This window comes from Streptomyces sp. NPDC002640 (assembly GCF_053592575.1).
In genome coordinates, this window is the sequence record NZ_JBSFVZ010000029.1 from 77,445 (window position 1) to 97,661 (window position 20,217).

At 74.1% G+C, this 20,217-nt stretch carries 20 protein-coding genes and 1 tRNA gene; 10 read left to right on the forward strand and 11 right to left on the reverse strand.

What is annotated here, in order from left to right:
* Positions 1-12: 12 nt before the first annotated feature.
* The 3 genes from ACWD3O_RS29775 to ACWD3O_RS29785 form a co-directional block, all read right to left on the reverse strand.
* Positions 13-396 carry a YchJ family protein gene (locus ACWD3O_RS29775; protein WP_451414005.1) on the reverse strand — a complete coding sequence of 128 codons (384 nt, stop codon included), beginning with the start codon at positions 394-396 and terminating at the stop codon, positions 13-15.
* Positions 397-490: 94 nt separating this feature from the next.
* Entirely contained in the window at positions 491-1,285 is a 795-nt protein-coding gene (locus tag ACWD3O_RS29780) for a ferritin-like domain-containing protein (protein WP_451418046.1), read from the reverse strand.
* 293 nt (positions 1,286-1,578) lie between these two features.
* Positions 1,579-2,634 carry an LLM class F420-dependent oxidoreductase gene (locus ACWD3O_RS29785; RefSeq protein WP_451418047.1) on the reverse strand — a complete coding sequence of 352 codons (1,056 nt, stop codon included), beginning with the start codon at positions 2,632-2,634 and terminating at the stop codon, positions 1,579-1,581.
* 183 nt (positions 2,635-2,817) lie between these two features.
* Between ACWD3O_RS29785 and ACWD3O_RS29790 the strand changes: the two genes are divergently transcribed.
* Complete coding sequence (locus ACWD3O_RS29790) at positions 2,818-3,801, forward strand: aldo/keto reductase (RefSeq protein ID WP_451418048.1); 984 nt, start codon at positions 2,818-2,820, stop codon at positions 3,799-3,801.
* Entirely contained in the window at positions 3,798-6,182 is a 2,385-nt protein-coding gene (locus ACWD3O_RS29795) for a helix-hairpin-helix domain-containing protein (RefSeq protein WP_451418049.1), read from the forward strand. Before ACWD3O_RS29790 ends, ACWD3O_RS29795 begins: the two co-directional genes overlap by 4 nt.
* A 188-nt stretch (positions 6,183-6,370) precedes the next feature.
* Here ACWD3O_RS29795 and ACWD3O_RS29800 read toward each other — a convergent pair whose 3' ends face one another.
* A complete protein-coding gene (locus ACWD3O_RS29800; protein ID WP_451414000.1) occupies positions 6,371-7,003 on the reverse strand; it encodes a hypothetical protein in 633 nt (210 codons plus the stop codon).
* A 47-nt stretch (positions 7,004-7,050) separates the two neighbouring features.
* Here ACWD3O_RS29800 and ACWD3O_RS29805 point away from each other — a divergent pair, with 47 nt between their 5' ends.
* Positions 7,051-7,239, forward strand: a complete 189-nt coding sequence (locus ACWD3O_RS29805; protein WP_356138675.1) for a DUF5703 family protein — start codon at positions 7,051-7,053, stop codon at positions 7,237-7,239.
* A gap of 64 nt (positions 7,240-7,303) precedes the next feature.
* On the opposite strand, the gene ACWD3O_RS29810 is transcribed toward ACWD3O_RS29805, so the two are convergent.
* The 3 genes from ACWD3O_RS29810 to ACWD3O_RS29820 all read right to left on the reverse strand — a co-directional run bounded on the left by ACWD3O_RS29810 (position 7,304) and on the right by ACWD3O_RS29820 (position 9,870).
* Complete coding sequence (locus ACWD3O_RS29810; protein ID WP_451418050.1) at positions 7,304-8,074, reverse strand: chaplin family protein; 771 nt, start codon at positions 8,072-8,074, stop codon at positions 7,304-7,306.
* A gap of 115 nt (positions 8,075-8,189) precedes the next feature.
* Positions 8,190-8,423, reverse strand: a complete 234-nt coding sequence (locus ACWD3O_RS29815; RefSeq protein WP_356138671.1) for a chaplin — start codon at positions 8,421-8,423, stop codon at positions 8,190-8,192.
* Between the two features lie 136 nt (positions 8,424-8,559).
* Entirely contained in the window at positions 8,560-9,870 is a 1,311-nt protein-coding gene (locus tag ACWD3O_RS29820; RefSeq protein ID WP_356138669.1) for a M20/M25/M40 family metallo-hydrolase, read from the reverse strand.
* Between the two features lie 171 nt (positions 9,871-10,041).
* Between ACWD3O_RS29820 and ACWD3O_RS29825 the strand changes: the two genes are divergently transcribed.
* A tRNA-Leu gene (locus tag ACWD3O_RS29825) sits at positions 10,042-10,129 on the forward strand.
* Between the two features lie 97 nt (positions 10,130-10,226).
* On the opposite strand, the gene corA is transcribed toward ACWD3O_RS29825, so the two are convergent.
* A complete protein-coding gene (gene corA, locus ACWD3O_RS29830) occupies positions 10,227-11,228 on the reverse strand; it encodes a magnesium/cobalt transporter CorA (RefSeq protein WP_451418058.1) in 1,002 nt (333 codons plus the stop codon).
* Between the two features lie 110 nt (positions 11,229-11,338).
* Between corA and ACWD3O_RS29835 the strand changes: the two genes are divergently transcribed.
* The 5 genes from ACWD3O_RS29835 to ACWD3O_RS29855 all read left to right on the forward strand — a co-directional run bounded on the left by ACWD3O_RS29835 (position 11,339) and on the right by ACWD3O_RS29855 (position 16,231).
* On the forward strand, positions 11,339-12,037 hold the full coding sequence (locus tag ACWD3O_RS29835; protein ID WP_451413997.1) for a histidine phosphatase family protein: 699 nt from the start codon (positions 11,339-11,341) through the stop codon (positions 12,035-12,037).
* Between the two features lie 64 nt (positions 12,038-12,101).
* Positions 12,102-12,686: a DUF3090 domain-containing protein gene (locus ACWD3O_RS29840; RefSeq protein ID WP_451413996.1), complete on the forward strand. Its 585-nt coding sequence runs from the start codon at positions 12,102-12,104 to the stop codon at positions 12,684-12,686.
* The gene (locus ACWD3O_RS29845) at positions 12,656-13,501 is read left to right on the forward strand and encodes an SCO1664 family protein (protein ID WP_451418051.1); all 846 of its coding nucleotides are present in this window, start codon (positions 12,656-12,658) and stop codon (positions 13,499-13,501) included. Before ACWD3O_RS29840 ends, ACWD3O_RS29845 begins: the two co-directional genes overlap by 31 nt.
* Positions 13,502-13,884: 383 nt before the next feature.
* Positions 13,885-15,114: a cysteine--1-D-myo-inosityl 2-amino-2-deoxy-alpha-D-glucopyranoside ligase gene (gene mshC, locus ACWD3O_RS29850; RefSeq protein ID WP_451418052.1), complete on the forward strand. Its 1,230-nt coding sequence runs from the start codon at positions 13,885-13,887 to the stop codon at positions 15,112-15,114.
* Positions 15,115-15,256: 142 nt separating this feature from the next.
* Positions 15,257-16,231 carry an SMP-30/gluconolactonase/LRE family protein gene (locus ACWD3O_RS29855; RefSeq protein WP_451418053.1) on the forward strand — a complete coding sequence of 325 codons (975 nt, stop codon included), beginning with the start codon at positions 15,257-15,259 and terminating at the stop codon, positions 16,229-16,231.
* Positions 16,232-16,261: 30 nt separating this feature from the next.
* Here the strand turns inward: ACWD3O_RS29855 and ACWD3O_RS29860 are convergent, their stop codons facing one another.
* The 3 genes from ACWD3O_RS29860 to ACWD3O_RS29870 all read right to left on the reverse strand — a co-directional run bounded on the left by ACWD3O_RS29860 (position 16,262) and on the right by ACWD3O_RS29870 (position 19,751).
* Entirely contained in the window at positions 16,262-17,167 is a 906-nt protein-coding gene (locus ACWD3O_RS29860) for a PAC2 family protein (protein WP_451418054.1), read from the reverse strand.
* Between the two features lie 155 nt (positions 17,168-17,322).
* Positions 17,323-18,873: a glycerol kinase GlpK gene (gene glpK / locus ACWD3O_RS29865; RefSeq protein ID WP_451413991.1), complete on the reverse strand. Its 1,551-nt coding sequence runs from the start codon at positions 18,871-18,873 to the stop codon at positions 17,323-17,325.
* Positions 18,874-18,944: 71 nt separating this feature from the next.
* Positions 18,945-19,751 (reverse strand): MIP/aquaporin family protein, encoded by an 807-nt coding sequence (locus ACWD3O_RS29870; RefSeq protein WP_451413990.1) that lies wholly within the window; start codon positions 19,749-19,751, stop codon positions 18,945-18,947.
* A 218-nt stretch (positions 19,752-19,969) separates the two neighbouring features.
* Between ACWD3O_RS29870 and ACWD3O_RS29875 the strand changes: the two genes are divergently transcribed.
* Positions 19,970-20,217: homocysteine S-methyltransferase family protein (locus ACWD3O_RS29875; protein ID WP_451418055.1), on the forward strand; the 248-nt coding region annotated here is incomplete at its 3' end.

Sequence of the window (20,217 nt, forward strand, 5' to 3'; positions counted from 1 at the left end):
TCGCGGGGGCGCTCAGTCCGAGACGTCGCCGTCGACGTACAGCCACGCCCCCGAGCCGGGCTCGCGCTCGAAGCGGCTCCGCTCCGTCATGGCGCCGCCCCGGTAGGAGGCGCGGAAGGTCACCGTGCCGGTGGTGTGGAAGGCCGAGCCGCCCTCCGTGGCCAGCACCTCCAACCCCGTCCAGCGGGTCCGGGGGTCCAGGTCGAGCTCCGCGGGGCGGGTCCGCGGATGCCAGGTCCGCAGCAGGTACCCGGCGTCCAGCTTCACGAAGGCGCTGTACCGGGAGCGCATCAGCTGCTCCGCCGTGGCGGCGCGGGAGGAACCCGAGTGGAACCGCCCGCAGCAGGCGTCGTACGGCTGGGGCAGCCCGCAGGGGCAGGAACGCGCGGTGACCATGCGGCCATTGTGCCCCGCCGCCGGGTGGCCGCCGTCCCCCGCCCCGGCCGCGCCCAGGCCCGCGCCCCGTCCACCGCCCCCGCCCCGTCCGTCGTCAGGCGAACTCGGGCGTGGGCGCCGCCGGGCCGCCCAGGGCGTCGCGCATCTCCGGCTCGGGCATCCGCAGGCTGACCATGCGCCGCCAGCCTCCGGCCCGCTCGACGGCGTACACGGCCCGGATCCCGGCGGTCAGCGCCGCCGACCGGGCGCGGGACCAGCCGAGGATCCGGCCCATGCGCGCCATCACCGCCACGCTCACGTCCCGGTGGACGGCGATCTCGGCGAGGGCGCATTCGCGCAGCGTCCGCCGGATCAGCGGCCCGTACCCGGCCGCCGCCAGCCGCAGCAGCTCCTCGTGGCAGTAGGCCAGGTGGTTGTCCTCGTCCGCGGAGATCATCCGCACCGCCCGCCCGATGTCCGGGTGGTCCCCGAAGTACGAGCACAGCATCCGCATCTGCTCCGATGCCCGCTGCTCGGTGACCCGGCTGTGGGCGAGGTAGGTCACGACGTCCCGCACCGTCAGACGCTCCTCGCGGCGCAGCCTGTCGTGCGGCAGGCCGATGCCGTTGCGCTCCAGGAGCATCGTGTAGTCGATCTCCGGCGGGACCTCCACCGGTTCCAGGCCGCGCTTGCGCATCAGGGCGTCGAAGATCCGCCCGTGCTTGTCCTCGTCCGCGCCGTGCCGGGCGATCCGCGGCGCCATGGCCCGTTCCTCGTCCGGTACCAGCGCCGCGATCCTGGCGTTCTCCCAGCCGCCCTGCGCCTCGCCGCCCGCGGCGACGGAGCAGAACAGCCGGAACGCCTCGTCGTTGTCGAAGATCTCCTGGAACAGCCTGCCGGCCGTCAGCATCGGGCACCACCCCTTCGGGGACACGGACGCGGCCCCCCGGAGACGAGTCAACGGCCGTGCGGAGGGCCCCGCAACAGCTCAGGCCGGCCGCTGGGCCGATCGACGGACGACCGGACCGGACCGGCGCCGCACGTAACCCGCGGCCGGCGGGCGCGTTGTTCCCCGTGACGGCCGTGGCGGGGAGGACCCCCGAGCCCCCACCACGGCCGCAGAGCTTCCGGTGGGCCCGGCCCCTTCCGCGGCCGGTCCCCCACGGCAGGTGCGGGGCGGCGCCGGCCGCCCCGCGCTCCCGCTCAGGCCAGGTCGGCCCGCTCCAGCGCCTCCATGCCGGCCCGCAGCGCGGTGATCCGCTCCTCCAGGGTGAACCCGGCGGGAGAGAGCGTCAGCGTGGTCACGCCCGCCGCCGCGTACGCCTGCATCCGGTCCGCGATCCGGTCCACGGACCCCAGCAGCGTCGTGCTGTCGATCAGGTCCTGCGGCACCGCCGCGGCGGCCCCGTCCTTGTCGCCGGCCAGGTACTTGTCCTGGATCTCGGCGGCGGCCTGCTCGTAGCCCATGCGCTGGGCCAGCTGGTTGTAGAAGTTCTGCTTCCGGCTGCCCATGCCGCCCACGTACAGCGCCGTGTAGGGGCGGAAGGCGTCGGCCAGCGTGGAGACGTCCTTGTCCTCGCCGACGGCCAGCGGCACGGTCGGGACGATGTCGAAGCCGTCGAGGGTCTTGCCCGCCTTCTCGCGGCCGGCGCGGATGTGCCGGACCGCCGTCTCCTCGAGGTGGTCGGCCGACGGGAAGATCAGCAGGGCGCCGTCGGCGATCTCGCCGGTCTGCTCCAGGTTCTTCGGGCCGATCGCCGCGATGTAGACCGGGATGTGCTCCCGCTCCGGGTGCACGGTCAGCTTGAGCGGCTTGCCCGGGCCGCCCGGCAGCGGCAGCGTCCAGTGCTGACCCTCGTACGACAGCCTCTCGCGGGTCATCGCCTTGCGGACGATCTCCACGTACTCCCGCGTGCGGGCGAGCGGCTTGTCGAACTTGACGCCGTACCAGCCCTCGGAGACCTGCGGCCCGGAGACGCCCAGACCCAGCCGGAACCGGCCACCGGAGAGCGAGTCCAGGGTGGCGGCGGTCATCGCCGTCATCGCCGGCTGGCGGGCCGGGATCTGGAAGATCGCCGAACCCACGTCGATCCGCTCGGTCTGGGCCGCCACCCAGCTGAGCACCGTCGCGGCGTCGGAGCCGTAGGCCTCCGCGGCCCAGCAGACGGAGTAGCCCAGGCGGTCGGCCTCCTTGGCCACCTCCAGGTTGTCCGAGTCCATTCCGGCACCCCAGTAGCCGAGGTTGATCCCGAGCCGCATGCCGCTCCCCTTACTGATCAGTAACGTCCCTGTCCAGCAGGACCCTAGCGCGCGGAACGCCCGGTGAGGAGCGGGGGAGGGAGCGACACGGGTCACGTCCACGGGTGACCTGCGTGGCCGCCCGCGGATCAGTTGTCCACAGGGTTCCCCGGCACGCGAATCCGGCCAGTAATGTGCGCGTTCATGAAGCAGAGGCATCTCGGCCGCACCGGCCTGCGCGTGTCCCGCATCGGACTCGGCACCCTCACCTGGGGCCGGGACACCGACGAGCACGACGCCGCCGAGCTGTTGAAGACCTTCTGGGAGGCCGGCGGCACCCTCGTCGACACCGCCGACATATACGGCGGCGGGGAGGCCGAGTACCTGCTGGGGCGGCTGATGGCCGACCTGGTGCCGCGGGAGGACCTGGTCGTCTCGACCAAGGCGGGCAGCGTGCCCGACCCGGACCGCCGGGTCGACGGCTCCCGCGGTCACCTGCTCGCCGCCCTGGACGCCTCCCTGGCCCGCCTCGGCACCGACCACGTCGACCTCTGGCAGGTCCACGCGTACGACGACTGCACGCCGCTCGAGGAGACCCTCCAGGCCCTGGACATCGCGGTCACCAGCGGGCGGGCCCGCTACGTCGGCGTGTCCACCTTCTGCGGCTGGCAGCTCGCCCGGGCCGCCACCTGGCAGCTCGCCGCGCCCGGCGCGCGGACGGCGCTGGCGGGCACCCAGATGGAGTACTCGCTGCTCCAGCGCGGCATCGAGCGCGAGGTGCTGCCCGCAGCCCGGGAGCTGGGCATCGGCCTGCTGCCCTCCTCGCCGCTCGGCCGGGGCGTGCTGACCGGCAAGTACCGCACCGGCACCCCCGCCGACTCGCGCGGCGCCTCGGAACACCTCGCGCCCTTCGTCGCGCCCTACCTGGACGACGACGCCGCGCGCATCGTGGACGCCGTGGCCACCGCCGCCGACGGCCTCGCCGTGACGCCGCTCCAGGTCTCCCTGGCGTGGATCCGGGACCGGCCCGGAGTGACCGCGCCGATCGTCGGGGCGCGCACGTCGCAGCAGCTGGAGGCGGCTCTGTCGGTGGAGACGCTTACGCTACCGGACGAGATCTGCAGGGCCCTCGACGACGTGTCGGCGCCCGTGCACCGCTATCCCGATCACGACTGGAGCACGCTGTGACGACGGACCCCGAGACCACGGAGCAACCCGAGCCGGGGCCGCGGGAGGAGACCACCGCGGGGGCGGAGGACCCGGGCGGCGACGCCACGGGCCGCGACGGCGCGGGCGCGGACGCCGCACCGGACGCCGCCCCGGACGGGGACGGTGCCGAGAGCGGGGACGCCGCCCCGGACGCTGCCCCGGACGGCGACGGTGCCGAGAACGGGGCCGAGGATGCGGACGGTCCCGACGGTGACCGTCCCGACGGTGACGGTGACGGTGACGACGCAGAGGGCGAGGGCGAGGGCGAGGCCACGGGGACGGCGGAGACCGGGGAGACCGCGGACACCGCCACCGCGGAGACGCGGGAGCTGTCCGAGGCGGAGGCCGAGCTGCTCGCCCAGAAGCTGGAGCGGGAGCGGATCGAGCGCCGCAAGGCGGCCAAGCAGGGGCCCGTGGAGGCCGGCACCAAGCTGTCCGGCACCGCCGCCGAGCTGCTCGCCGCCGTGCGCGCCGTGGAGAAGGGCGAGAAGCCCGTCTCCGGCGTCTTCAGCGAGCCGCCGGCCCCGCGCCGCGCCGCCGTGCCGGAGCCCGCGCGGCGTCCGGTGGCGCCCCCGCCGCCCGCCGCCACGGCCCCCGCGGCCCCGGACCCGGCGTCCGTCGAGTCCGTCCGCGCGGTGCTGGCCGCCGGCGGCGCCCCGGAGGCCCTCGCCCCCGCCGCCGCGACCGTCCTCGGCGAGGGCGCCGACGCGCTGCTCCGCGAGGACCCCTGGCAGCTGCTGCGCGTGGAGGGCGTCCGGCCGGAGCACGCCGACGCCTTCGCCCGCGCCCTGCTGGGCCCCGACGTGCGCCCCGACGACGAACGACGCGGTCGTGCCCTGACGGTGCGCGTACTGGAGCGCGCCGCCCTCTCCGGCCACACCGCGCTCGAGGCGCCGGCCCTCGCCGCCGCCCTCGGCGCCCAGGGCGTGCCCGACCCCGACGCCGCCGTGCAGAGCGCGGTCGCCGAGGGCGACGTCCTGGTCTTCCAGGACGCCCTGGACGACGCCCCCGCGCCCGCTCCCGCGCCCGCCCCCGGGGAGGACGCCGAGGACGCCGAGGACGGCGGCGGGTCCGAGCGCCCGGTGCGGGTGCTGGTCGGACTGGAGCGCCTGGCACTGGCCGAGGAGAGCCTGGCCGACGGCCTGGCCCGCCTCGCCAACACCACGCCCGGCGGTACCGAGGCCGACTGGGAAGCCGCGGCCGCCCGCCTCGGCGGCTCCGCCGCGGAGCTGGTCCGCGCCGTCGCCCGCCACGCCCTGGTGCTGCACACCGGCGGGGAGGCCGCCCGCGCCGAACCGGCCGCCCTGCTCGCCGCGGCGGCCTCGCTGGGGCTGCGGGTCTGCGCCGTCACCCACACCGCGGACGGGCGGCGACGCCTGCGTGCCGCGCTCGCCGGAGGCCCGGTCGACGAACGGGCCGTGGTCACCGCGGCCGGACTGCTGTCCGGCGCGCAGGGGCCCGGCCGGGACGCCGACGGGGCGCTCGCCGTCGACCTGCTGGTGGTGCTGGACGCGCCCCAGCTCGGCGTCGAGCAGGCCGCGATGGTCGTCGAGTCGCTGCCGGACGGGGCGCGGCTGGTGCTCGCCGGCGATCCGTCCGTGCTGTGGTCGGCCGGTCCCGGGCGGGTCTTCGCCGACCTGCTCGCCGCCGAGGTCTGCCCGCGGGTCGTCTCCCGGACGCCCGACCCCGGACCGGTCGGTGAACTCGTCTCCGGTGTCGGCGTCGGGGAACTGATCGCCGTCGACGCGCCCGGCCACGAGGTCGCGATCGTGCCCGTCGGGGACGCGCGGGAGGCGGTGCACCGCACGGTGCAGCTGGTCGCGGACTCGGTACCGCGGGCCTTCGGCGTGCCGCCGGAGCAGACCCAGGTCGTCACGCCGGGGCACGGCGGGGCGGTCGGCACGCGGGTGCTGAACGCGGCGCTCAAGGAGCGGTTCAACCCCGGGCCGGGGCGGTTCGCCGGCTTCGACCCCGGGGACCGGGTGGCCTACTCGCCCGAGCCCGGGCGCACGGTGCTGGGGCGCGTCCTCCAGGGGGACGCGGAGGGGCTCCACCTCGACCTCGGCGGGGCGAGGGTGGTCGTCGCGCCGGAGGGCGTCGAGCGGACGCTGCGGCACGGGTGGGCGGTGACGGCCCACCAGGCGGTGGGGCAGCGGTGGCCGGCGGTCGTGGTGGTGCTCCCCGGGGACGCGGAGGCGGCGCTCAACCGGGCGTGGGTCTACACGGCGTTCAGCCGCGCGGACCGTCACCTCTCCGTGGTCCAGGGCGTAGGCCCCACCCTCACCCGGTCCGTGGCCTCCACCCCCCAATCCCCTCGCACCACACGCCTCCCCACCCTCCTCAACACCCCCCAGGCCTAACCAGCCCCCCGCGCCGGACCGGTCCCGCCTCCCCAGCCGCCCGCAGGGGTGAAGGGAGGCGTGACGAGCCGTCCGCAGGAGGCCGGGCAACGCCCGCGCGGCAAACCGTGAGGGGCAGCCGCGCAGGGCGGCGGAGGGGTGGTGGCCCCGCGGCCCCCGCCGGAGGGCGGGGGCCGCGGGGGTGGGGGTCAGGTGAGGTCGTCGTCGGGGTCGTCGAAGACGGCGGAGACGTCGAAGCGGCACACGACCCGCCCGGGATCCGCCCCCTCGAACGGAGCCGCGAGCCACTCACCCGGCTCCGCCGCCTCCTCCACCGCCGTCACCCACACCGTGGAGTCCCCCTCCTCCAGCCCGAACTCCCGGTGCCGGGAGGCGATCTCGTCCGGCTCGTACTCGCCGAACAACAGCCCCAGCGCCCCGTGCGAGGTACGGGAGAACGCGTCCTCGCCGAGGTCCTCCGCCTCGTCCTCGTCGGCCTCCTCGATCCGCCGCGCCGCGGCCAGCAGCCGCTGCGGCTCCGTCACCGTGTAGTCGCGCCGGATCAGCACGCTCACCGCGTGCGGATCGGCCGGCCCCTCGTACGGCGGAAGCGACTCCTCGATCCCGGGAATCTCGAAGGGCGTGACCTCGTCGTGCACCGTGTACAGCAGCTCGTCGTACACCTCGGCCGCCGCGGCCAACTGGTTGAACGCCTCGTGGACGGCGGGGTCGTCCTCCCCCGACCGCTGTTCGACCGCCGCAAGGTGACGGTCGAGCGCGACCTTGACCGCCTCGACGGCGGTGCGGACCTCGGCAGCGGTGGGCTGCGCAGCATCAGACATGGTGCAGACGCTATCCGTACCGGGCCGGTGCCCGCACAATGGATGCGATGGCCGAATACGAATTTGTCGACGTGTACGTACCCCGCGGGGTCTCCCGCAAGGACGCGACACGCCTGCTGACGGACCACGCCGAGTACGGACACTGGGAGTTGTGCCGCCTCACGCTCATGCGCGACGGCAGCCGCAGAGTGCGGTTGCGCAGGCGGATCATCCGCCAGGTGCGCGCCACATGGTGAACGACGACAGCGGGCTCCGCCTCGGCGGAGCCCGCTGTCGTCGCTCGTCGCGAGGAGATCTATCTCACGCCGCCGCCCGCGCGCGGCGGAAGAGCAGCGCGCCCGCCAGCAGGGCGCCCGCGCCGATCGGCAGGGCGGCGCCCACGGGGACGCCCGCTCCGGTCTCGGCGAGCTGCGGCGGGGTCCCGCCGTGCGGAGCCGGGCCCTCGGGCGTGCTCGGGGTCTCGGGCGTGCCGGGGGTGTCCGGGGTGTCGGGGACGTCCGGCCGCTCCGGCTTGCCGGGCTTCCCCGGCTGCTCGGGCCGCTCCGGCTGGGCCGGGGGCTTGCGGTGGCGTCCGGTGCCCTCGTTGACGCAGTCGTTGCCCACGGCGGCGTTGCCGAGGCCGACCACGTTCACGCTGTTGCCGCACAGGTTGACCGGGACGTCCACCGGCACCTGGACGGTGTTGCCGGAGATGACGCCGGGCGATCCGGAGGTCCGGCCGTCGGCCTGCGCTCCGCCGCCGTCACCGGCGCGGTGCTTCCCCCCGCCCTGCTTCCCCGATGTCTGCTTGCCGGAGCCGTGTCCGCCCCGGCCGCGGTCGTCCTTGCCGCCGTCGATCACGCAGCGGTTGCCGGCCGCCGGGTTGAGCAGCCCGATCACGTCCACGGTGTTGCCGCAGACGTTGACGGCGATGTTGACCGGGACCTGGACGGTGTTCCCGGACAGCACGCCGGGGGAGTTGGCCGCGGAGCCGCCCGCGTTCGCGTCGGCGTGTGCCTGACCGCCGGCCGCGGCGATGACACCGGTCGCCGCCGCCACGGTCATCAGGCCCTTGCGGGTGACGTGTCGCATTCTGGAATTCCTGCCTTCGACCTTGTCTGTGGAACCTGAGAGGGACGGCGGACCGGCCGGCCCCGGGCGGTTCCCGGGACCGGCCGTCTCAGCGCCGCGTGGGATGGGGCGCGTGTCAGCCGTTGACGCAGACGTTGCCGAAGGCCGGGTTCAGCAGGCCGATGACGTTGATGCTGTTGCCGCAGACGTTCACCGGCACGTGCACGGGGACCTGGATGACGTTGCCGGAAACGACGCCGGGGGAGCCCACCGCGGCACCCGTGGCCTCCGAGTCGGCCGCGGCCATGCCCGCACCGGCCAGCAGCAGACCACCGGTGGCGGCGGTGGCGGCGACGATCTTCTTGATCATGATTCCTCCCTGGAATGGCAATGCGACCCAAGTGCGGTCGCATCACCTGTAACGAGGAAGGGCTAATAGGGCTACGAGCCTATGAGCGCATTCACCCGTCCCGGGAGGCTGCTGGACGCCTGAGCGAATATCCCGCTCAGCAGGCGTCGAGGAAGCGGTCCAGAACCCGCACCCCGAACTTGAGTCCGTCCACCGGCACCCGCTCGTCCACGCCGTGGAACATGCCGGCGAAGTCCAGCTCCGGCGGCAGCTTCAGCGGGGCGAAGCCGAAGCAGCGGATCCCGAGGTCGTCGAAGGACTTGGCGTCGGTGCCGCCGGAGAGCATGTACGGCACGGCCCGCGCGATCGGGTCCTCGGCCACCAGCGAGCTCTGCATGGCGTCGACCAGCCGGCCGTCGAAGTCCGTCTCCAGCGCCTTGTCCGCGTGCACGTCCTCACGGCGCACCCGCGGGCCCAGGATCCGGTCCAGGTCGGCGAGGAACTCCTCCTCGTACCCGGGCAGGAAGCGGCCGTCGACGTGCGCGGTGGCCTGGCCGGGGATGACGTTCACCTTGTAGCCCGCGCCGAGCATGGTGGGCGCGGCCGAGTTGCGCAGCGTGGCGCCGACCATCTTGGCGATGCCGCCCAGCTTGGCCAGCGTCTCCTCCATGTTCTCCGGGTCCAGCTCGGTGCCGAGGGCGTCGGAGAGCTCGTCCAGGAAGGACCGGACCGTCTTGGTCACCCGCACCGGCCAGGTGTGCCGGCCCAGGCGCCCGACCGCCTCGCAGAGCTCGGTGACCGCGTTGTCGTGGTTGGTCATCGAGCCGTGGCCGGCCGTGCCCTCCACGGTGAGCCGCATCCAGTGCATGCCCTTCTGGGCCGTCTCGACGAGATAGAGCCGCAGCTTCTCGTTGACGGTGAAGGAGAAGCCGCCGACCTCGCCGATCGCCTCGGTGACGCCCTCGAAGAGGTCCCGGTGGTGGTCGACCAGGTGCCGCGCGCCGTACGTGCCGCCGGCCTCCTCGTCGGCCAGGAACGCCAGCACGACGTCGCGCGGCGGCTTGCGGCCGCTGCGCAGGCGGTCGCGGACCACGGCCAGCGTCATCGCGTTCATGTCCTGCATGTCGACCGCGCCACGGCCCCAGACGCAGCCGTCGGCGATCTCGCCCGCGAAGGGGTGGTGGGTCCAGTCGTCCGCGTCGGCCGGGACGACGTCGGTGTGGCCGTGGATGAGCAGCGCGGGCCGGGACGGGTCCTCGCCCTCGATCCGCGCCACGGTGGAGGCGCGCCCCGGGTGCGACTCGATGATCTTCGGCTCGAGCCCCACCTCGGCGAGCTTCTCCGCCACGTACTCGGCGGCCTTCCGCTCGCCGGGGCCGGAGTGATCGCCGTAGTTGCTGGTGTCGAAACGGATCAGCTCCCGGCAGAGGTCGACGACCTCGTCCTCCCCGGTGACCTTCTCGCTCACGCGCTTCCTCCCGCTGTCGTCCGGTTGCCGTCGTACTCTCGGCCCCCATCCTCCCCCTCCCGGAGCAGCCGGACGAGAGGGGGCGTGATCGGGCACCCCGGAAAGCCTGGTAATGTTTCTCCTGTCGCCGCGAGGGGAACAGAGAAACCCCTCAGCAGCGACAGACACCTTGTCCGGGTGGCGGAATGGCAGACGCGCTAGCTTGAGGTGCTAGTGCCCTTTATCGGGCGTGGGGGTTCAAGTCCCCCCTCGGACACCACACGAAGGGCCGCGGTCGACGACCGCGGCCCTTCGGCGTTGCCGCGCCCCCCCCCGCGGCCCGGCGGCACCGTCCCCGGCCCGCCCCCACGGCTGCGTTACAACCAGTCGCGTCGCTTGAACATCCGGTACAGCAGCACCTCCAGCACCGCCATCACCGCGATCACCGCCGGGTACGACCAGGTCCAGGTCAGCTCCGGCATGTGCTCGAAGTTCATGCCGTAGACGCCCGCGATCATGGTCGGCACGGCCGCCATCGCGGCCCACGCCGAGATCTTCCGCATGTCGTCGTTCTGCCGCACGCTCATCTGGGCGAGGTGCGCCGAGAGGATGTCCGACACCAGCCGGTCCAGGGCCTCCACGGATTCGTTGACCCGGGTCAGGTGGTCGCCGACGTCGCGGAAGAACGGGCGCGCCTCGTCGTCGACGAACGGCACCCGGGTGAACCCGGAGCCGGTTTCCGCCAGCCGGGTCATGGGGCCGACCAGCGGCCCCGTCGCCCGCCGGAACTCCAGGATCTGCCGCTTGAAGTTGTAGATGCGGGAGGCGGTGTTCTGCGAGCCCTCCGAGGTGGGGGAGAAGACCTCCGCCTCCAGCTCCTCCAGGTCCGTCTGGAGCTCGCCGGCCACGTCCAAGTAGTGGTCGACCGTCGCGTCCGCCACCGCGTAGAGGACGGCGGTCGGGCCGGTGGCCAGCGTCTCCGGCGTGCTCTCCAGCCTGTCCCGCACGGAGGCCAGCGGCGAGGCGGTGCCGTGCCGCACGGTCACGATGAAGGAGTCACCCAGGAAGACCATGATCTCGCCGGTGGACACGGTGTCGCTGTGCGGCTCGTAGAGGACGGGCTTGAGGACCATGAACAGCGAGTCGTCGTACACCTCCAGCTTCGGCCGCTGGTGGGCCTTGAGCGCGTCCTCCACCGCCAGCGGATGGAGCCCGAACTCCTCCGTGACCAGATCGAACTCCTCCTCGGTCGGGCGATGCAGCCCTATCCAGACGAATGCCCGGTCCCCGGCGGCGCGTGCCTCCGCCAGGGCGTCGGAGTAGTCGTCCGGACCCGCGGTCCTGTGGCCGTCCCGGTACACGGCGCAGTCGACGATCACGGTGGTGCGCACTCTCCTCACGGTCGGTCGTCCCCACCGCCTGGGCGGCGGCCGGATGAGCGGGCCCGGTGCCGGGCCCCGCCACCCCTCATACCCCTACTCTGGGCGGCATGCCCACGCTCATCCTGGTCCGGCACGGACGCTCCACCGCCAACACCGCGGGACTGCTCGCCGGACGCATGCCCGGTGTCACGCTCGACGAGCGCGGCGCCGCGCAGGCCGCCGCCCTCCCGGCCCGGCTGGAGGGGGTGCCGCTGGCCGAGGTCGTCACCAGCCCGCTCCAGCGGTGCCGGGAGACCGTCCAGCCGCTCCTCGAGGCCCGGCCCGGGCTGCGCGCCCACACCGAGGACGGGATCAACGAGTGCGACTACGGCGACTGGACCGGCCGCAAGCTCGACGAGCTGGCCGGCGAGCCGCTGATGGAGATCGTGCAGGCCCACCCCACCGCCGCGGCCTTCCCCGGCGGCGAGTCGATGCGGGCCATGCAGCACCGCGCGGCCGAGGCGGTCCGCGAGTGGAACGCGCGGATCGAGCGGGAGCACGGGGCCGACGCGGTCTACCTGATGTGCTCGCACGGCGACATCATCAAGTCGCTGGCCGCCGACGCCCTGGGGCTGCACCTCGACCAGTTCCAGCGGATCTCCGTGGAGCCCTGCTCGGTCACCGTGGTCCGCTACACGCGGACCCGGCCCTTCCTCGTGCGCCTCGGCGACACCGGCGACTTCGCCTCGCTGATCCCCCGCCCGGACCGGGAACCCGAGGGGTCCGGGGGCGATGCCACGGTCGGGGGCGGCGCCGGAGCACCGTGATCGTCGCCGCAGTAGGGTGAACCGCGTCAGCCCGTACCCGAAGTCGACACCCAGGAGACAGGACGTGTCACGTCAGGTGTTCCTCTACGACCCGCCGGACCGCTTCGTGGCCGGCACGGTCGGACTGCCCGGGCGACGGACGTTCTACCTCCAGGCCAGCGCCGGGACCCGGGTGACCAGTGTCGCGCTGGAGAAGACCCAGGTCGCCGCGCTCGCCGAGCGGATGGACGAGCTGCTGGACGAGGTGGTGCGCCGCAGCGGCGGCAGCGCCTCCGTCCCCGCGGTCGCCCCCGCCGACGTCGTGGACACGGCGCCGCTGCAGACGCCGGTCGACGAGGAGTTCCGGGTCGGCACCATGGCCCTGGCCTGGGACGGGTCCGACCAGCGGATGATCGTCGAGGCGCAGGCCCTGGTCGAGCTGGAGGCGGAGACCGAGGAGGACCTGGCCGCGGCGGAGGAACAGCTGCTCCAGGACGAGGAGAACGGCCCGCCCGTGCTGCGGGTCCGGCTGACCGGTGCGCAGGCGAGATCCTTCGCCAAGCGCGCCATGGAGGTCGTCGACGCCGGGCGCCCGCCGTGCCCACTGTGCAGCCTGCCGCTCGACCCGGAGGGACACGTATGTCCGCGCCAGAACGGATACCGGCGCTGAGCCTGCCCGCCGACGGACCCGACGAGGAACTCCTCGCCCGCGGCGGGATCACCGTGCGCGGACGGATCCCGCAGGCGTCCAACGCCGTGCTCTACTGCACGGTCGAACTGGACGGGCGGGAGGCGGCGTGCGTCTACAAGCCGGTGGCGGGGGAGCGCCCGCTGTGGGACTTCCCCGACGGCAACCTGGCGCGGCGCGAGGTCGCCGCCTACGAGGTGTCCCGGGCCACCGGGTGGGGGCTGGTGCCGCCCACCGTGCTGCGGGACGGGCCCCACGGCGAGGGGATGTGCCAGCTGTGGATCGAGCCGGTCACCGGTGACGGCGCGGAGGGCGGTGAACTGCTCGCCCTGGTCGACCCCGAGGACCCCGGCCCGGGATGGAAGGAGATCGGGCTCGCCGAGGTGGGGGAGGGCCGGACGGCCCTGCTGGTCCACGCCGACGACCCGCGGCTGCGGAGGCTCGCCGTGCTGGACGCGGTGATCAACAACGCCGACCGCAAGGGCGGCCACCTGCTGCCCGGGGCCGAGGGGCGGCTGTACGGCATCGACCACGGGGTCACCTTCCACACCGAGGACAAGCTGCGGACCCTGCTGTGGGGATGGGCGGGCGAACCGCTCCCCGACGAGGCGGTGGAGGTGCTCGGCCGCCTCGCCGAGGCCCTGGCCGAGGACGGCGCCCTGGCCGCCCGCCTCCGCCCCCTGATCACCGCCGCCGAACTGGACGCCACCCGCGCCCGGGTCGCCGCCCTCCTCGCCACGGGCACCCACCCCCGCCCGGGCGAAACCTGGCCCGCCCTGCCCTGGCCACCCGTCTGACCCTCCCGGCCCGCCGCCGGGGCGCCGGAACGCCGCCGGGCTGACGCCGAGCCGCCGGGCCGCTGCCGGGCCGCCGCCGGAGGGTCGGACAGCCGCCAGACCGCCGCCAGGCCGCCGCCGGGCCGCCGGGCTACCGCCGGACCACCGCCGGAGCGTCGGACAGCCGCCAGACCGCCGCCAGGCCGCCGCCGGGCCGTCGGGCTACCGCCGGGTCGCCGCCGGAGCGTCGGACCGCCGCCGGACCACCGGACGGGGGGGCCGACCGCCGCGGCGGCCCGGCGCACAGGACCGCGGTCCCGCGCAAGGGCGTCCGTTCGGCCAGTGTGGGGCCGGTGGCGCGGACCGGTTCGTGGCCGGAACACCTGTCCGGTTACGCTCATGACATGCATGCCTGGCCCGCTTCCGACGTCCCCGCCCTGCCCGGTCAGGGCCGCGACCTGAGGATCCACGACACCGCCACCGACGGCCGCGTCACCCTCACTCCCGGCCCCGTCGCCCGCATCTACGTCTGCGGCATCACGCCGTACGACGCCACCCATATGGGTCACGCGGCGACCTACAACGCGTTCGACCTCGTCCAGCGCGTCTGGCTGGACACCAAGCGCCAGGTCCACTACGTCCAGAACGTCACCGACGTCGACGACCCGCTGCTCGAGCGCGCGCAGCGCGACGACGTCGACTGGGTGGCCCTCGCCGAGCGGGAGACCGCCCTCTTCCGCGAGGACATGACCGCCCTGCGGATGCTGCCGCCGAAGCACTACGTCGGCGCCGTGGAGGCCATCCCCGGCATCGTCCCGCTGGTGGAGCGCCTGCTCGCGGCCGGCGCGGCCTACGAGCTCGAGGGCGACGTCTACTTCTCCGTCGAGGCCGACCCGAACTTCGGCAAGGTCTCCCGTCTCGACGCCGCCGCGATGCGCGTCCTGTCCGCCGAGCGCGGCGGTGACCCGGACCGTGCGGGCAAGAAGAACCCACTCGACCCGATGCTGTGGATGGCCGCCCGCGAGGGTGAGCCGAGCTGGGACGGCGGCAGCCTCGGCCGCGGCCGCCCGGGCTGGCACATCGAGTGCGTGGCGATCGCCCTGGACCACCTGGGCATGGGCTTCGACGTCCAGGGCGGCGGCTCGGACCTCGCCTTCCCGCACCACGAGATGGGCGCCTCGCACGCCCAGGTGCTGACCGGCGAGTTCCCGATGGCCCGGGCCTACGTGCACGCCGGCATGGTCGGCCTGGACGGCGAGAAGATGTCGAAGTCCAAGGGCAACCTGGTCTTCGTCTCCAAGCTGCGCCAGGACGGCGTCGACCCGGCCGCCATCCGGCTGGCGCTCCACTCCCGCCACTACCGCAGCGACTGGGAGTGGACCGACCAGGTCCTCCAGGACGCCGTCGACCGCCTCGGCCGCTGGCGCGCCGCCGTCTCCCGCCCCGACGGCCCGCCCGCCGAGGCGCTGGTCGAGGAGATCCGCGACGCCCTCGCCGACGACCTCGACGCCCCCGCCGCGCTGGCCGCGGTGGACCGCTGGGTCGCCGTCCAGGAGAGCACCGGCGGTCAGGACATCGGCGCTCCCGGCGTGGTCTCCCGCGCCGTCGACGCCCTCCTCGGCGTCGCGCTCTAGCCGCCGGCCGCAGCCGTCCCGCCCGGCCCGCCGGTTCCCCGAGGGGGCTGCGCGGGGCGGGCGGCGTGTGGTGGGGTGGGCCCGTTGCCCCCACACGGGGCCGGTCCCGGCCGGTCCCCCGAGCGGAAGGACGACCACCCCAGTGACTCCCACGCACGGCTCTCCCGCACCTGCCGTCGGCCGCCGCGCCCTCCTCGCCGGAGGGGCGGCAGCCGCAGGCGCCGCGCTGCTCGGCGTCGGCGGCCCGGCCCACGCCGCGCCCGCCGCCGCCTGGCCCACCGTGATCCGGCTGCCCGACGGCTTCCGGCCGGAGGGCATCACCATCGGCGGCGGCCCCTACGCCTACCTCGGCTCGCTGGGGGACGGCTCCGTCTACCGGGCCGACCTGCGGACGGGCACGGGACGCATCGTCTCCGAGGGCCCGGGCACCCCGTCGGTCGGCCTGAAGCTGGACGGCCGAGGGCGGCTGTTCGTCGCCGGACGCGGTGAGGGCATCCGCGTGGTGGACGCCGGGAGCGGACGCGTCCTCGCCGCCTACCGCCCGGCCACCGCCACCCCCACCTTCGTCAACGACGTGTACCTGACGCCGCGGGCCGCCTGGTTCACCGACTCCTACCAGCCCGTCCTGTACGCCCTCCCGCTCGGGCGCGGCGGCGCGCTGCCCGCCGCCGACGCGGTGGTGCGGCTCCCGCTCGGCGGCGACTGGAACCAGGCGCCCGGCGAGGTGGTCAACGCCAACGGCATCACCCGCACCCCGGACGGCAAGGCCCTGCTGGTCGTCCAGTCGGGGGCCGGCGTGCTGCACCGGGTGGACCCGCGGACCGGCGTCACCCGGCGGGTCGACCTCGGCGACGCGCCGCCGCTCACCAACGGCGACGGCCTGCTCCTGCGGGGCCGCACGCTGTACGTGGTGCAGAACCGGCAGAACGCGGTGGACGTGCTCGAACTGTCGGCCGACGGTTCCTCCGGCGTCCGGCGCCGGCGGATCACCGACCCGGCCTTCGACGTGCCGACCACGGTGGCGGCGTTCCGGGGCCGGCTGTACCTGCCCAACGCGCGCTTCACCACGACACCGACGCCCACCACGCCCTACACGCTGGTGGCCGTGCCGGCCTGACGCCCGCGGTCCGGTGGCCCGCGCGGCCCCTCAGTCGTCGGAGGGGGGTTCGTCCTCCCGCGGCGGCCTGGGGGGCCGGGTGCGCCCGCCGCCCGGGTTGTCGCGGCGGCGCAGGAAGCGCTCGAACTCGCGGGCGATCGCCTCACCGGACGCCTCGGGGAGGTCAGCGGTGTCCCGGGCCTCCTCCAGCGTCTGCACGTACTCGGCGACCTCGCTGTCCTCGGCGGCCAACTGGTCGACCCCGACCTGCCAGGCCCGCGCGTCCTCCGGGAGCTCGCCCAGCGGGACGCGGATGTCGATCAGGTCCTCCAGCCGGTTCAGCAGCGCCAGCGTGGCCTTCGGGTTCGGCGGCTGCGACACGTAGTGGGGCACCGCGGCCCACAGGCTCACCGCCGGCACCCCGGCGTGCGTGCACGCCTCCTGGAGGACGCCCACGATGCCGGTGGGCCCCTCGTACTTGGTCTCCTCCAGGTCCATCCGCCGTGCCAGGTCGGCGTCGGAGGTGGTGCCGCTGATGGGAACCGGCCGGGTGTGCGGGGTGTCGCCGAGGAGCGCGCCGAGGATCACCACCAGCTCCACGCCCAGCTCGTGGGCGAAGCCGAGCAGCTCGTTGCAGAAGGTGCGCCAGCGCATGGAGGGCTCGATGCCCCGGACCAGCACCAGGTCGCGCGGCTTGTCGCCGCCGACCCGCACCACCGAGAGCCGGGTCGTGGGCCAGGTGATCTTCCGCACCCCGTTGTCCAGCCACACCGTGGGCCGGTTGACCTGGAAGTCGTAGTAGTCCTCGGCGTCCAGCGCCGCGAACACCTCGCCCTTCCACTCCTTCTCGAGATGCGCGACCGCGGCGGAGGCGGCGTCGCCGGCATCGTTCCAGCCCTCGAACGCGGCCACCATGACCGGGTCGATCAGCTCGGGAACCCCCTCGAGCTCGATCACCCAGCGCCTCCTTCCGACGAGCACTCACGTACGCCCCAACCTTACGGCGTGCGAGGGGGCTGTCCGCAGCCCCCTCGCACGGCCGGTGAGCGATCACTGCCCCGCGTGCGGCGGGCGCACACCCGCCGCACGCACCCACCGGGGCGGGGGATTCGTCAGTCCTCGACCCAGTCCATGGTCCGCTGCACCGCCTTGAGCCAGTTCCGGTACTCGCGGTCGCGCTCCTCCGCGTCCATCCGCGGCGTCCACTCGGCGTCCTGCCGCCAGTTGGCGCGCAGTTCGTCGACGCTCTTCCAGAAGCCGACCGCCAGACCGGCCGCGTAGGCCGCGCCGAGGCAGGTCGTCTCGGACACCTCCGGGCGCACCACCGGCACGTCCAGGCAGTCGGAGAGGATCCGCATCAGCAGGTCGTTGCCGGTCATGCCGCCGTCCACCCTGAGGGTGGCGAGCTGGACGCCGGAGTCCTTGGCCATGGCGTCGGTGATCTCCCGGGTCTGCCAGGCCGTCGCCTCCAGCACCGCCCGGGCCAGGTGCCCCTTGGTGACGTAGCGGGTCAGCCCGGCGATCACCCCGCGGGCGTCGGACCGCCAGTACGGCGCGAACAGCCCGGAGAACGCGGGCACGAAGTACGCGCCGCCGTTGTCCTCCACCGAGGCCGCCAGCGGCTCGATCTCGGCGGCGCTGGAGATCAGCCCCATCTGGTCGCGCATCCACTGCACCAGCGAACCGGTGACAGCGATGGACCCCTCCAGCGCGTAGACCGGCTTCTGCTCGCCGATCCGGTAGCCCACCGTGGTGATCAGGCCGCTGTAGGAGTTGATGATCTTCTCGCCGGTGTTCATCAGCAGAAACGTTCCGGTGCCGTAGGTCGACTTGCCCTCGCCCTCGGCGAAGCAGGTCTGCCCGAACAGCGCCGCCTGCTGGTCGCCCAGCGCCGACGCCACCGGGATGCCGCCCAGGAGGTCGCCGAGGTCCCCGCCCCTGATCTCCCCGTAGACCTCGGCGGAGGAGCGGATCTCCGGGAGCATCGCCGTCGGCACGCCGATGGACTCGCAGATCCGCTCGTCCCAGTCCAGCGTGCGCAGGTTCATCAGCAGGGTCCGGGAGGCGTTGGTGACGTCGGTGACGTGCCGGCCGCCGTCCACCCCGCCGGTGAGGTTCCAGATCACCCAGCTGTCCATCGTGCCGAAGAGGACGTCCCCGGCCTCGGCCCGCTCCCGCAGGCCGTCCACCCGGTCCAGCAGCCAGCGCGTCTTGGGGCCGGCGAAGTAGGAGGCGAGCGGCAGACCGGTCTCCCGGCGGAACCGGTCCTGGCCGACGTTGCGCCCCAGCTCGCGGCAGAGGGCGTCGGTGCGGGTGTCCTGCCAGACGATCGCGTTGTGCACCGGCTGCCCGGTGTGCCGGTCCCACAGCACGGTGGTCTCGCGCTGGTTGGTGATGCCGATGGCCACGATGTCGTCGCGGGTGACGCCCGCGGCGCGGAGCGCCCCGGCGACCACCTCCTGGACGTTCGCCCAGATCTCCAGGGCGTCGTGCTCGACCCAGCCCGGTTTCGGGAGGATCTGTTCGTGCTCCTTCTGGTCGACCGCGACGATCCGGCCGTCGCGGTCGAAGACGATGCAGCGGCTGGACGTGGTGCCCTGGTCGATGGCGGCGATGTACGGGCCGGAGCCCTGCCGGCCGGTCGTCTGCTGCTGGTCGGTCACTGGTCACTCCCCGAGGTTCTGCGGACGGTACGTGCGGGTGGCGGAGCGGATGGCGCCGGGCGCATGGTCCCTCAGGCGAAGAGCGCCCGGTAGAGACCCGCCGCGATCACGGCTCCGATCAGCGGACCGGCCACCGGCACCCAGGCGTACCCCCAGTCGGAGCCGCCCTTGTTCGGCAGCGGCAGCAGGGCGTGCACGACGCGCGGGCCCAGGTCACGCGCCGGGTTGATGGCGTAGCCGGTGGGACCGCCCAGCGACAGGCCGATCGAAACCACCAGCAGGCCGGTGATCAGGCCACCGAGCGGGCCGAGGCCGTCGCCGTCGGCGTTCAGGCCCTGGGTGAGCACGCCCAGCAGCAGGACCACGGTGCCGATGATCTCCGTGAGCAGGTTCAGCAGCGGTTTGCGGATCTCGGGGCCCGTGGAGAAGATGCCCAGCACCGGTCCGGCGGCCGGTTCCCGGGCCTCCACCGCCTTGCCCTCCGCGGTCGGCGTCTTCTGCGCGCCGGGGCCGCCGACGATCTCGTGGTCGGTCAGGTGGGCGTGGAACTGGCCGTGGTAGGCGACCCAGACCAGAGCCGCGCCGATCATCGCGCCGACCATCTGCCCGGCCCAGTACAGGGGCAGGTCCGCCCAGGACGTCCCGCCGTCCAGGGCGAGGGCCAGGGTGACCGCCGGGTTGAGGTGGGCCCCGGACACGGGGCCGGTGGCGTAGACCGCGACCATCACGGCCAGGCCCCAGCCGAAGGCGATGGAGAGCCATCCGGCGTTGCGGGCCTTGGACGCCTTGAGCGTGACGGCGGCGCACACGCCCCCGCCGAGGAGGATGAGAAGAGCCGTCCCTACTGTCTCGCCGATGAGGATCTGGGAGCTCGTCATCCTCCGGATGGTAACGAGCGGATCATCAGGGCGATACCGGAGTGTGATGGCGTGATTACGCCAAGATCGAGCCGCCCTGTGCGCCGTTCGGCGTCCGCACAGTGGACCCGGCCGCCACGGTGTGGACAGCCCGGTTAGGCTGATCCGGTGCGCACCCCGCGGAACCGGTCCGCGATCCGCGCAAAGCCGACAGCCGTCGCATCCCAGGGAGTCTCTCCATGGCCTCGTCGCCGTCCCCGTCCGCAGCCGACGCCCGCGCCCGCGTGTCCGCCCTCCGGGAGGCCCTGGCTTCCCGTGTGGTGGTCGCCGATGGGGCGATGGGCACGATGCTCCAGGCCCAGGACCCCTCGCTGGAGGATTTCCAGGACCTCGAGGGCTGCAACGAGATCTTGAACGTGACGCGTCCGGACATCGTCCGTTCGGTGCACGAGGCGTATCTCGAGGTGGGCGTCGACTGTGTGGAGAC